Annotated in this window: 10 protein-coding genes and 1 pseudogene; 1 reads left to right on the top strand and 10 read right to left on the bottom strand. The window is 34.9% G+C overall.

What is annotated here, in order from left to right; genetic code table 11:
- Positions 1 to 51 precede the first annotated feature (51 nt).
- The 3 genes from QO200_RS11250 to QO200_RS11240 form a co-directional block, all read right to left on the bottom strand.
- Complete coding sequence (locus tag QO200_RS11250; protein WP_371539909.1) at positions 52 to 1089, bottom strand: aldo/keto reductase; 1038 nt, start codon at positions 1087 to 1089, stop codon at positions 52 to 54.
- Between the two features lie 156 nt (positions 1090 to 1245).
- Positions 1246 to 2187, bottom strand: coding sequence for an OmpA family protein (locus QO200_RS11245; RefSeq protein ID WP_371539908.1), 942 nt, complete (start codon positions 2185 to 2187; stop codon positions 1246 to 1248).
- Positions 2188 to 2227: 40 nt separating this feature from the next.
- Complete coding sequence (locus QO200_RS11240) at positions 2228 to 2992, bottom strand: exodeoxyribonuclease III (RefSeq protein WP_371539906.1); 765 nt, start codon at positions 2990 to 2992, stop codon at positions 2228 to 2230.
- A 137-nt stretch (positions 2993 to 3129) separates the two neighbouring features.
- Between QO200_RS11240 and QO200_RS11235 the strand changes: the two genes are divergently transcribed.
- Positions 3130 to 4932: a GNAT family N-acyltransferase gene (locus QO200_RS11235; RefSeq protein ID WP_371539903.1), complete on the top strand. Its 1803-nt coding sequence runs from the start codon at positions 3130 to 3132 to the stop codon at positions 4930 to 4932.
- Between the two features lie 63 nt (positions 4933 to 4995).
- Here QO200_RS11235 and QO200_RS11230 read toward each other — a convergent pair whose 3' ends face one another.
- The 7 genes and pseudogenes from QO200_RS11230 to QO200_RS11200 all read right to left on the bottom strand — a co-directional run bounded on the left by QO200_RS11230 (position 4996) and on the right by QO200_RS11200 (position 12470).
- A complete protein-coding gene (locus tag QO200_RS11230; protein ID WP_371539899.1) occupies positions 4996 to 5277 on the bottom strand; it encodes a TM2 domain-containing protein in 282 nt (93 codons plus the stop codon).
- A gap of 459 nt (positions 5278 to 5736) precedes the next feature.
- A pseudogene (locus QO200_RS11225) lies at positions 5737 to 6675 on the bottom strand (2-hydroxyacid dehydrogenase); the annotation flags it as partial.
- Positions 6676 to 7172: 497 nt separating this feature from the next.
- Complete coding sequence (gene proC, locus QO200_RS11220) at positions 7173 to 7949, bottom strand: pyrroline-5-carboxylate reductase (protein ID WP_371539897.1); 777 nt, start codon at positions 7947 to 7949, stop codon at positions 7173 to 7175.
- Between the two features lie 87 nt (positions 7950 to 8036).
- Positions 8037 to 9389: a magnesium transporter gene (gene mgtE, locus QO200_RS11215; RefSeq protein ID WP_371539895.1), complete on the bottom strand. Its 1353-nt coding sequence runs from the start codon at positions 9387 to 9389 to the stop codon at positions 8037 to 8039.
- Complete coding sequence (gene rsmA, locus QO200_RS11210; protein WP_091085786.1) at positions 9379 to 10158, bottom strand: 16S rRNA (adenine(1518)-N(6)/adenine(1519)-N(6))-dimethyltransferase RsmA; 780 nt, start codon at positions 10156 to 10158, stop codon at positions 9379 to 9381. Before rsmA ends, mgtE begins: the two co-directional genes overlap by 11 nt.
- A 167-nt stretch (positions 10159 to 10325) precedes the next feature.
- Complete coding sequence (locus QO200_RS11205) at positions 10326 to 10637, bottom strand: DUF4286 family protein (protein ID WP_371539892.1); 312 nt, start codon at positions 10635 to 10637, stop codon at positions 10326 to 10328.
- A 54-nt stretch (positions 10638 to 10691) separates the two neighbouring features.
- Positions 10692 to 12470 carry a tetratricopeptide repeat protein gene (locus tag QO200_RS11200; protein ID WP_371539890.1) on the bottom strand — a complete coding sequence of 593 codons (1779 nt, stop codon included), beginning with the start codon at positions 12468 to 12470 and terminating at the stop codon, positions 10692 to 10694.
- Positions 12471 to 12530: the final 60 nt, after the last annotated feature.

Raw genomic sequence — 12530 nt, 5'->3', positions numbered from 1 at the left:
ATTAGTATGAAACTAATCGGGCTTTTGTACTATTTGAGGCAATACATCTTATTAAGGAGCTGGATCAGGAAATATAGCCTGAACTTCGTCAATTGCTTTCAAAATTTCATCTGACAATGATACTTGAATAGTATCTATATTTTCTTTTAGCTGTTCCATCGTTGTAGCTCCAATAATAGTACTGGTAACAAAAGGCTGTTGTGCTATAAAAGCCAATGACAATTCCGTTAAGCTTAACCCATTTTTACGGGCAATTTCTTGATACAGTTTAGTTGCTTCAGTACATTGCTCGCTGTTGTACCTTGAATATTGAGGAAATAAATTAATCCTTGCTTTAGGATGCTTTTCTCCCGTTAGGAATTTTCCAGACAGGACTCCAAAAGCCATTGGAGAATAGGCTAACAAACCCACATTTTCTCTATAACCTACTTCAGCTGAACCATTTTCATAAAGCCTATTCAATAAAGAGTAAGGATTTTGGACCGTTTTTATCCTTGGCAAATTATGGTGCTTACTTTCTTCCAGAAAACGCATGATACCCCACGGGGTTTCGTTAGAAAGTCCGATGTGCCTAATTTTTCCTTCCTTTATAAAATCACCCAAAGTATCTAAAACGGCGTGAATATTATCTTCCCAACCATCTTCTTGCACTTTAAAGCCTCTCTGCCCAAAAAAATTAGTTTTTCGTTCTGGCCAATGCAATTGATACAAATCAATATAATCTGTTTGCAGACGTTGTAAACTATGATCTAAAGCATATTTTATACTTGCAGGTGAAAAATCATTTTTATCACGCATATAACTAAAATTAGGGTTAGGACCTCCAATTTTAGATGCAAGAACTACTTCTTCCCTCTTTCCGGTTTTTTTGAACCAAGTTCCCAGAATTCTTTCCGTGCTACCATAAGTTTCCTCACGTGCCGGAACAGAATACATCTCAGCTGTATCAAAAAAGTTAACTCCTTGTTCAAGTGCATAGTTCATTTGCTCATGTCCTTCTGCTTCTGTATTTTGTTCACCAAAAGTCATAGTACCTAAGCATATTTTGCTGACTTTTATTTCAGTATTGGGTAAGGTTGTATATTTCATTTATTCTAATTTAAGAAGATAAAGATACAAAGGTAGATTTTATTGATAATGTTCTACGAAGGTATTAACAGATATTTTAGAAACTCAAGACGTATTTAAATACAAAAAGATTCAGAGTTCTCACTCTAAACCTTTTTTAAATCAAAACTACACAACTTAGTTTATTTCATTCAACATTTCAGCGATTTCATCTAGTCTTGGCGTTAAGATAATCTCAATTCTTCTGTTTTTTGCTTTTCCTTCTGCTGTTGCATTGCTAGCCAATGGCGAAAATTCCCCACGTCCTGCAGCAGTTAAGTTTTGCTTATTAATATTTTTATTTTCGCTTAAAATAGCAACAATTGCAGTCGCTCTTTTTGTCGATAAATCCCAGTTATTCGCAATGGGTCCAGAGCTAGAAAAACCATCATCATCAGTATGACCTTCAATCAAAACTGAAATATCTGGATTGTCACCCAAAACTTTTCCTAGTTCTACTACCGCTTTTTTACCCTCAGCACCTACTGAATAACTACCTGAATTAAAAAGCAACTTATTCTCCATAGAGACATAAACCTTTCCATTTTTTTGTTCTACTGTTAATCCTTTCCCTTCAAAACTGTTCAAGGCTTTAGATAAAGTTTCTTTTAATTTCTTCATAGTCGCTTCTTTTGCAGCAATCAAAGATTCCATTTCTTGCAAACGCTGTGAGCTTTTGTTTAAACGCTCTTGTTCAATTGCTAACGCCTTTCCTTTAGCATCTAACTGAGCAAGCAAATCGCGATTTTTACTCATGTTGGTTTGTAAAGCCTCATTACTATTTTTCTCCAATGCTTTATAGGACTCATTAAGCAAATCCATTTTATTACTTAAAGCACCGTAATCAGCAAGCCATTTATCACGCTCTGACTTCACTTTACTTAGCTCTGAGTTTAGCGCATCACGATCTAGTTCCAGTTGATTCTTTGCTTGTAAAAGGTCTGAGTTTTCGTCAGCTAAAGTTCTGTTTTCTTTCTTTAAATCCGTGAACTTATTTTCTAAATCATTGTAGATTTTCTTGGAAACGCAAGAAGTTGAAAGTGCTACAATTAACAGTCCTAGTGAAATTCTTTTTATCATTTTTTATACTTTAAAATTATGCTTTATTATAATTATTAATCTATTCTATCTCTACTAAAACGGGACAGTGGTCAGAATGTTTTGCTTCGGGCAAAATAAGTGCTCTTTTTATTCTTTCTCGCAAAGGTTCACTGACTAAACAATAGTCAATTCGCCAACCTTTATTACTTGGTCTTGCAGTAGGAACGCGAACGGTCCACCACGTATAGTTATCTGGTTCTTTGTTTAAAAAACGGAAACTATCAGTGAATCCGTTTTTCAAAAATGTATCAAGCCATGCTCTTTCTTCAGGTAAAAACCCAGATACTTTTTTATTTCGAATAGGATCATGAATATCTATCGCTTCATGACAAATATTATAATCGCCGCAAATTACAAGATTAGGAATGGCATCCTTTAAATCTGTAATGTAATTTTGAAAATCATCCATAAACATAAATTTATGATCTAATCTTGCACTATTTGTTCCTGAAGGCAGATATAAACTCATCACTGATAAATCATCAAAGTCCACACGAATAGTCCTTCCTTCGAAATCCATATGCTCAATCCCTGTTCCAAACACAACATTATTCGGTTTTACTTTTGATAAAATAGCCACCCCGCTATATCCTTTTTTTGTAGCCGGAAACCAATAATGATAAGGATATCCTGCTAATTCAAAATCCAATAGCGGCAGTTGTTCCGGAGACGCCTTAATTTCCTGAAGACAAACTACATCAGGATTTGCCTGCTGTAACCAATCAATGAATCCTTTAGAAATTGCAGAACGAATTCCGTTAACATTATAAGAAATAATCTTCATTTATATAAAATTTTGAATTTCAAAAGTAATAAAAATACAAATGAAACAGTGGAAAAAACAAGAAAATCCAATGCTTCAATAGCCTAATAATAGACTTTTTGTCTATCTTTGTTGTTCGCTCAAAAAACAATACGTAAATGGGTTTAGTTACCGCAAAAGAAGTTGCAAAAGCAATAAATGCTGAAAAATATGGAGTTCTCGGAACTTTTTCCGGTTGGCTTTTAATGAAAGCGCTAAAAATATCTAAGCTCAATGAATTTTATGACGGTAATAAGCATTTGAAGGATGTTGAATTCTTAAATGCCATATTAGACGACTTACAAATAAAATTTGAAATACCCGAAGAAGATTTTAAAAGACTACCAAAAGAAGGTGCCTATATAACCATTTCTAATCATCCATTAGGTGGTATAGATGGTGTTTTGTTATTGAAATTAATGCTTGAAAGAGAACCAAATTTCAAAATAATAGCAAACTTCTTATTACATAGAATCGAGCCTCTTAAAAAATACATCATGCCGGTTAATCCTTTTGAAAATCATAAGGATGCTAAATCAAGTGTGATAGGGATCAAGGAAACTTTACGTCACTTGAGTGATGGAAAACCTCTTGGAATGTTTCCTGCAGGCGAAGTTTCTAGCTACAAAGACGGAAAACTTATGGTCGACAAACCATGGGAAGAAGGAGCTATTAAGGTAATCCGTAAAGCGCAAGTTCCCGTTGTACCTATTTATTTTCATGCTAAAAACAGTTGGTTTTTTTATTTCCTTTCTAAAATTAGCGGAACCTTTCGTACTGCAAAATTACCGTCAGAAGTTTTTAGTCAGAAGCATCGCGTCATAAAAGTCAGAATCGGAAAACCTATTTCTGTCGCAGAGCAAAACGAATACAAAACAACAGAGCTTTATTCTGAATTCTTGAGAAAGAAAACTTACATGTTGGCCAATCCCTATGAGAAAGAAAGTAAATTATTGACCACGCCACATTTAAAAATTCCAAGAAGTCCTAAAGAAATAGCTACTCCTGCAAATGGAGAGAAAATAATTGCAGAAGTCGATGCCTTACGAAATACGGATTGCAGACTATTACAGAGTAAAAACTACGAGGTGTTTTTTGCGGAAGCAAATTCAATTCCGAATATTCTTCATGAAATCGGACGATTGCGTGAAATTACTTTCAGAGAAGTAGGAGAAGGAACAAACGAGTCTATCGATCTAGACAAATTTGATCAATACTACCACCATCTTTTCTTGTGGGACGATGAGGCAAAGAAAATCGCAGGAGCATATAGAATGGGATTAGGCTCAGAGATTTACCCAAAATATGGAATCGAAGGTTTCTACTTGAATGAACTTTTCCGTTTTGAACCAGAACTTCATGACATGATGAATAAATCTATAGAAATGGGACGTGCATTCATCATCAAAGAATACCAACAAAAACCGATGCCGCTTTTCCTTCTTTGGAAGGGAATCATTCATACCACTTTACGTTTTCCAGAACATAAATTCCTTCTTGGAGGCGTAAGTATAAGCAATCAATTCTCTGATTTTTCTAAGTCTTTGATGATTGAATTTATGAAATCAAATTATTACGATCCTTACATCGCACAGTATATTCATCCTAAAAAAGCGTACAAAGTAAAACTTAAAGATGCTGATAAAGATTTTATCTTTAATGAAACTGAGGCCGACTTAAATAAATTCGACAAAATTATCGATGAGTTGGAACCAGGAGTTTTGCGTTTGCCAGTCTTAATCAAAAAATACATCAAACAAAATGCAAAAGTAGTTGCTTTTAATGTTGATCCACTGTTCAACAATGCTGTTGATGGTTTGATGTACATTAGAATCTCTGATATTCCAGAAAGTACAATGAAACCTGTTATGGAGGAATTTCAGGCAGAACTGGAAAGAAAACTAGCTGAAAAAGAAGATTAGTTAGCTCTAATCACGTCCAAATAAAAATAAAAAAGTCTCGACAATGTCGAGACTTTTTTATTTTTAAAACCATGCTTTTTTATTTACTTGATAGGTTTGATAAAACTCCTCATCTGATTTAGTTAAGTACACAATTCCTTCTATAAGTCCTAATAATGTGGTCACTGCACCACAAGTACAGAGACTAATAACCAACCATATTATCCCTTCTTTTGTATATCCCAAAAGGAATTTATGAATTCCAAACGGCGCTAAGAGAATCGCTAATAAACCGGCTGCTATTTTTTTATTATCTTCATGAACCGGTTGTGGACTATTCCAAGCTTCATGTTTTGAGTTTTCCATAGTAGTTGATTATTTTATAAAAATTAGTGAGAATAAATATATTAAACTTTATTTAAAAACGCGATCAATCGGCTCCCAAAGTTCAATTTTGTTCCCTTCAGGATCCAAAATCCAACCAAATTTACCATAATCAAAGCTCTCCATTTCTCCCACAATACTGACACCTTCCACCTTTAACTGCAACAATAGATTATCTAAATTATGTACTCTAAAATTCTGCATAAACTGTTTTTTACTTGGCTCAAAATAAGCCGTATCCTCAGCAAATGGCGACCATTGCGTAGAACAATCGTTTCCATTACTATCTTTCCACCAAAAAGTAGAACCGTAATCGTCTGTCTTTAACCCTAAGTGTTTGCCATACCAAGCAACCAATTCTTTAGCGCTTTTTGATTTAAAAAACAAACCACCTATTCCGGTAACTCGTTTTTCATCGACCGCAATTTTATCTTCGCCAAAATACTTCACTTTAATTTTATCTACTATCACTTGCGCTAGCCTTTCATGGCTCTCAAAAGTCCATCCAGCAACGTGAGGTGACAGTATCACATTATCTGCTCCTAATAAATATTGAAATGCTTCAGGCGTGTTCTTATCTTGAAAAAGAGTTTCAAAAGATAATTTTTCATACTCTAAGACATCCAGCCCTGCACCTAGAACTCTTCCCGCAGTCATAGCAGCCACTAAATCTGCTGTTACAATATTCTTACCTCTAGACGTGTTAAAAACCCAGAAAGGCTTGGCAAAAGCCTTGATAAAAGCTGAGTCAACCATTTTATTAGTTTCTGGTGTCCATGGAAGATGCAAACTCAAAACGTCCGCCTTCTGCTGTAATTCTTCCAGAGAAACTTGTTTTGCATTGGCATCACCAACATTGTCTAAAATATCATAGCATAATACTTCAACATCAAAACCACGTAGTTTTTTAGCAAAGGATTTTCCCATGTTTCCATACCCAATAATCCCTACCGTTTTACCGTCTAGTTCATGTCCTCTATTGCTTTCTCTGTTCCAATGTCCGGATCGAATTTCTCTATCTGCTTTATTTAAATTATTGAAAAGCGACAAAATCATTCCTAAAGTATGCTCTGCTACCGCATTTCTATTCCCTTCGGGAGCAGCAATGAGCGTAATGTTTTTTGACACTGCATAATCACAATCGATACTTTCAAGGCCAGCACCCACGCGGGCTATAAACTCTAAATTAGTGGCTTTGTCTAAAAAGGCTTTATCAATTTTGAATCGACTCCGAATTACAATCCCTTGGTAAGACTCTATTTTGGACTCAATTTCCTCTTTCGAAGAAGTAAAATCCTCGTGATTTTCGAAACCCAATTCTTGCAATTGCCTCATTAAAATGGGATTGTTGCTATCAATATGAAGAATTTTAATATCCATGAAAATGTTTCTAAGTTAGAAATCAAAAATAATAAAAAAACATGGTTTATAGTTTTAATAACCGAATAGATTCAAATTTCGACCTCGTGAAGCATAAAAAAACCATCTCCAAATTATTTAAATTTAGAAATGGTTTCCCACTTAATACTATTCCTATTGAATACTACTATAAGTACCTTCATTTAAAACACCTTGTCTAACCCTTTAAAATGGAGAAGCTTTTTGCCCCCCATATAAAAAATTAGAAATTCTCTCGTAAAGATTGTAAAGTAAATTTTTCATCATAATGTATATTAATTGTTAATATTCAATTATACCATTAGTCAGAAAAGTCGATGTAGATTTATAGGGCTTTCGCTAATTTACGATAAATTACATTTGAAAGAAAACACCCCGTCTTCTTTTCGACGAACTGCGTTTTAATCCGACGAACTACCTGTTATTTTTATAAATTAAAAAAGGCTAAAGCCTTAATAAACAATGTCTTAAAAAGATGATTAACCTTTTATCTGATTCAGAGAAGTTTTGATTCCACGTATCAATGAGGAGCTAAATCCATGCATTTCCATTTCGTTAAGTCCTGCAATGGTACAGCCTTTAGGAGTTGTTACTCTATCTATTAATTGTTCTGGATGTACCTGTTCTTCCATAAGCATTTCGGCAGCCCCTTTCACCGTTTGTGCCGAAATAGCTAATGCCGTTTTCCAATCAAACCCTATTTCGATACCAGCTTGCATCGATGCTCTAATGTAACGCAATGCAAAAGCAGTTCCACTTGCTGCCAAAACAGTAGCGGCATCCATCAATTTCTCATCAATAACTGGTGCTGTACCAAGATCCTCAAATAAAGAAATAACGGCCTCAGCTTGTAGTTTATTATTTTCATCGAATGAAATACACGTTGCTGATTCCCCAAATTGGGCCGCAATATTAGGCATGATTCGCATCGCCTGATTGTTGCCCCCTATTTTTCCTTGAAGCGCTTCGATAGACAAGCCACTCACTGCCGAAGCGATTGTTTTATTCGTTATTTTAGGCAGTATATCAGCCAAAACGACATCAACTTGATATGGTTTTACAGTAAGGATAATTACGTCTGCTTCTTCGATATTATGTGTATTGTCTGAAGAAATCGTTATTCCCGCCTGTTCGAGATACACAATACTAGCCGTATTTCTTCTAGTAACGGTAACCTGATTATTTTTCGAAAATTTAGATATCCCTATTGCGATTGAAGTCCCAAGGTTTCCCCCTCCTATTATATGTACTTTCATTTCTATTTTTTGGTTTTTTGGTTTTTTTAAATCAATAACTTAGCCATCAGTAAAAAGGTATTATTTTTTAAAATCAGAACCCTATAATTAAAAGCCTAATATAATTCTTGCAATTGAGAAATAGATAAGAATCCCACAGATGTCATTACTGGTCGTGATAAACGGACCTGTTGCTAATGCAGGGTCAATTCCAAATTTATCTAGCAACAACGGCACGAATGTTCCTATAAGCGAGGCAATTATAATTACCGAAACTAATGCAATAGTAACAATTAAACCAATGACAATTTCGACATTCAAAAGAAAATGACTTCCCACGAATAATATAACTGCGAGAATTAAACCATTAAGCAAACTTAGAGAAACTTCTTTCATCAAACGACTAAATAAAGATCCCGTCAAGGTATTGTTTGCCAAACCTTGCACAATAATTGCCGATGATTGCACCCCTACGTTTCCTGCCATTGCCGCAATTAGTGGGGTAAAAAAGAATAATTCTCCATGCTTTAACATAGCGCCCTCAAATAATCCAAGTACTTTTACGGAGATAAAACCTCCTAACAGCGCTAAAACTAACCAAGGCAAACGTGCTTTTGTATGCTCTAAAATACTATCATCAGCTTCTACATCCTTAGAGATACCCGCAGCTAACTGGTAATCCTGATCTGCTTCGTCCCTGATGACGTCAATAATATCATCAATAGTAATCCTCCCTACTAAACGTCCCATCTCATCAACAACAGGAATAGCTTCTAAATCATATTTCTGCATGATTCGGGCCACCTCAACATCTTCAGTATCTACGTTAACGGAGTTTAATTTCCGAATATAGATATCCGTAATATTTGTTTTTGTTGACGTGGTTAATAAATCCTTTAATGAAAGTCTTCCTTTCAACCTATTTTCATCATCGACCACATATATAGAATGTACCCGAGAAACGTTTTCGGCCTGGATACGCATTTCTTTAACGCAAGTCAGAACATTCCAGTTTTCATTCACTTTCACTAACTCTTTCCCCATCAATCCCCCGGCAGAGTTCTCGTCATAACGCAATAAATCAACAATATCTTTTGCATGCTCAACATCATTCAATTCAGAGATTACTTCGGCTTTTAGATCCTGAGAAAGTTCGGCGATAATATCGGCCGCATCATTCGTATCCAGCTCATCTAATTCCTCCGCGATCTCTTTTGCCGAAAGGCGACTTAATATATTTTCACGCAGGTCATCTTCTAGTTCCAGAAGAATTTCAGCGGTTTTATCACTGTCTAATACTTTAAAAATATAGGTTGCCTCATCAAAATCAAGCTCATCCAAAATCTCAGCAATATCAGCATGGTGCATGTCATTCAATAAGGCTTCCAGTTCCTTATCGTTTTTATTGACAATGTGTTGCTCTAATTCGAGTATTAAGTTTTTGCTGATTTTAAATTCCATCCGCTTCTATTTTTTGGGTAAGTTCTATAAATTGCGCAACGTCTAACTGTTCTGGGCGAAGGTCAAAGATTGGATCTTCTCTTAGGCTATCAGATAAGTTCATTGTTTTTAAGCTGTTTCTCATGGTTTTACGACGTTGCTGAAAAGCCGTTTTCACTACGGTGAAAAATAATTTCTCCCCACAAGGCAAACTATAATCTTTCTTTCTTCGCAAACGTAAAACACCTGATTTTACTTTTGGTGGCGGAATAAAAACATTTTCATCAACTGTAAACAAATATTCTGCATCATAAAAAGCTTGTACTAAAACAGAGAGAATTCCATATGCTTTAGTTCCTTTCTTTTCACAAATACGCTGTGCCACTTCTTTTTGAAACATTCCTGCAAATTCAGGAATCTGATCACGGTATTCTAATGTTCGAAAGACAATTTGTGTCGAAATATTATAGGGAAAATTCCCAATGATAGCGAACTGCTTTCCTTCAAAAATTTCGTTTATGTTATATCTCAAAAAATCTTTTGAGATAATCTTATCCTTTAATTTTGGATAATTTTCGTCCAAGTAGGTTACGGATTCGGTATCGATTTCTATTACATAGGTCGTAACAGGTTTGTCTAATAAATATTTAGTCAAAACACCCATCCCTGGTCCTATCTCCAATATATCATCATACCCTTCCAAGTTCAACGTGTCGGCAATATCCTTAGCGATGCTTTCATCCTTCAGGAAGTGTTGTCCGAGGTGTTTTTTGGCTTTTACTTTTTCCATTTTTATGCTGAATTAATTTCAGTATCTTTTGTTACTATTAAGGTACTAAGACCCAAAAATATTTATTTTATTTCTTTAGAACATATCGTTTTAAATCTTCTAATATATAACGACATGAGGTTACTTCGTTTTTCGAAATGACATGAATACTGACCTTATCACTAAATTTAGTGTTCAGAAATCACTTCCAATTCTGTTCTAAACGCAAGCATTTTTTCTCCAAATAACTTGGATCCTTCTTCACGAAATCTTGGAGCATCTTCCTGATAATATTTCTCCAGTGTCTCCTTACTATCTGTTGTGTACTGTGCTGAATAAGTCACACCGCCCATTTCTTCTTCTATTAATACACGAACTAATCTGGCGGCAGTAAATTTGCCTGTAGCCAAAATTTCAGGAATGTGCTTGTGCTGCATCCATATCATCCATTGGTCGTGAACACTTTCATGTATGTTTGTGGTAACGTTGTATATTATCATTTCTTCCTTTTTAATAGTTGATTTGCTTAACCGCTTAAACGATTGAACATTTTCTTATAAATTACTATCTCCCCGCAATTGCCTGAAATTTTTTCTGGCTTCTACAAAGTAGATACTGTCTTCATGATTGAAAATTATCTTTTCATATAACGGCTTGGCTTTTTCTACCTCTTTCAGCTTTTTATTATAAATCTCTGCCGAGAAAAACAAAGCCTCATCAATGTAAATTCCGTCGTTATGATGATCAATAATTTCTTGATATTGGCTTAAAGCCAAATTATATTCGGTTGTTTTCTCATAAATCTTCCCTAAACGCAATAAGGTTACCGCTTCAATTTCCTGTCCCTTATACTTCTTTAAGATCGATTGAAACTGAGCTATCGCTTCCTGATTTCTATTTTGATATAAAAGATAATCTCCTTTTGCGAATTCCTTCAGGGCTGTTTGTGTCGAATCAGCCGCAGTATTGTCATTTATCAACAGGAAATATTCTAAAGCATCATTTGCTATTAGTTGGGTATTGGCTGATTTTAGCTCCTTGAACTGTTTCAATGCCCACGCAAAATCAGTTTTAAAATAGCTCGTTTTAGCGGCTTTTAAACTGGCTTCATGTGCTACCACATCATTTTTTAAATCCATCTCAATCTGAGAATAATAGATCAATGCCTGATTGAATTTTTCTTCGAAAAGTAAAATATCCGCTAATTCCATTTTGGCCTGCGCAACTTTATAATCATCCAATCGTAAGTCAAGCGCTTTTTTGATAATTGCTCTTCCTTGTTCTGGATTTTTTAAATTAAAAGCCACAAAATGTGCCTGAATTAATTGCAAAGATAGGGTAAAAGGGCTGATTTCATATTCTGTCAGCAAAGCTTCTATTTCTGCATTAATATTTGCAAAATCTTTTTCCTTCGCCTTTTCTATTTTTATACTAATCAAATAGGTTTGTGCCTGGATAAGCAATTCTAAATCTTTTGTGTTCTCTAGTACAAATCCTAAAATTTCAACTGCCATTTCCTGATCGTCTTCTTCAACAGCAAGATGTGCTAAATTGACAATATTAGACAGTGACTCCGGATTGCGTTTGTAAATGGCTTTCTCTTGAATAAAGGCTTTCGAAAACTCTTTTTGCTGAACATAAAACCAACTCAGATAACGGTTCCAAAACAAATCTTGACTTTTTTGTACTCGAAGAATTAATCCTTTTCTGAGCATCTCACTAAAATTACCATCACTATCATCAGACATGAATCGAGACAATTGATTTTGAATCATTATCGAATTTTGCGGAGTAGCAAATGATTCATCCAGAAAAGTGGAAATCATCATTTCTGTGTTACCTAATTGCCCGTAAAGCAACCCAGTTTGATAATTAAAATTATATTTGGGCTCTACCTGCGAGGCAGTTTTATAGGATTTTAAAGCATAATCTAATAATACTTTTTTCTCAAATGAATTGGCTATGCCATAGACTTCATTTGGATTTTTATTGATTCGATCTATCGCTTGATCGTAGTAATTTTTGGCTTTAGCCTCATTCTTTTGTAGCTGAGCATTGTAACCCAATTCTACTAAAAGGTTTCCCTGATTGTATTTGCTAAGTCGGGTTTGAATCGCTTTCTCTGCATTGTCAAATTCCTGTAATTGTTGGTAACAATCAACAGTCCTTAAAAAATACTGCATATTTTGAGGGACGCTGAGCAATAATTCCTCATACCCCATTTTAGCTTTTTCAAAATCGCCTTTATCATAGTAATATTGCGCTAATTGTTCGTTTTGAGAAAAACAAATCAATGAAAAAAACAGAGTTATATGTAGAAAGAGTTTTTTCATTATTCTTGTTTATAATCGCAACAAACATTTCCATCACAAAGCTGAGTTAACCGAAAATTC

This window comes from Flavobacterium sp. Arc3, assembly GCF_041431375.1.
GTDB lineage: Bacteria > Bacteroidota > Bacteroidia > Flavobacteriales > Flavobacteriaceae > Flavobacterium.
This window is presented reverse-complemented; position numbering and strand designations above follow the sequence as displayed.

Coding starts and splice junctions, on each gene's coding strand:
- QO200_RS11230 (WP_371539899.1), bottom strand. CDS start 5,277: ATGGAAAACTCAAAACATGAAGCTTGGAATAGTCCACAACCGGTTCAT.
- QO200_RS11205 (WP_371539892.1), bottom strand. CDS start 10,637: ATGATAATATACAACGTTACCACAAACATACATGAAAGTGTTCACGAC.
- rsmA (WP_091085786.1), bottom strand. CDS start 10,158: ATGGAAAAAGTAAAAGCCAAAAAACACCTCGGACAACACTTCCTGAAG.
- QO200_RS11200 (WP_371539890.1), bottom strand. CDS start 12,470: ATGAAAAAACTCTTTCTACATATAACTCTGTTTTTTTCATTGATTTGT.
- QO200_RS11250 (WP_371539909.1), bottom strand. CDS start 1,089: ATGAAATATACAACCTTACCCAATACTGAAATAAAAGTCAGCAAAATA.
- proC (WP_371539897.1), bottom strand. CDS start 7,949: ATGAAAGTACATATAATAGGAGGGGGAAACCTTGGGACTTCAATCGCA.
- QO200_RS11245 (WP_371539908.1), bottom strand. CDS start 2,187: ATGATAAAAAGAATTTCACTAGGACTGTTAATTGTAGCACTTTCAACT.
- QO200_RS11235 (WP_371539903.1), top strand. CDS start 3,130: ATGGGTTTAGTTACCGCAAAAGAAGTTGCAAAAGCAATAAATGCTGAA.
- mgtE (WP_371539895.1), bottom strand. CDS start 9,389: ATGGAATTTAAAATCAGCAAAAACTTAATACTCGAATTAGAGCAACAC.
- QO200_RS11240 (WP_371539906.1), bottom strand. CDS start 2,992: ATGAAGATTATTTCTTATAATGTTAACGGAATTCGTTCTGCAATTTCT.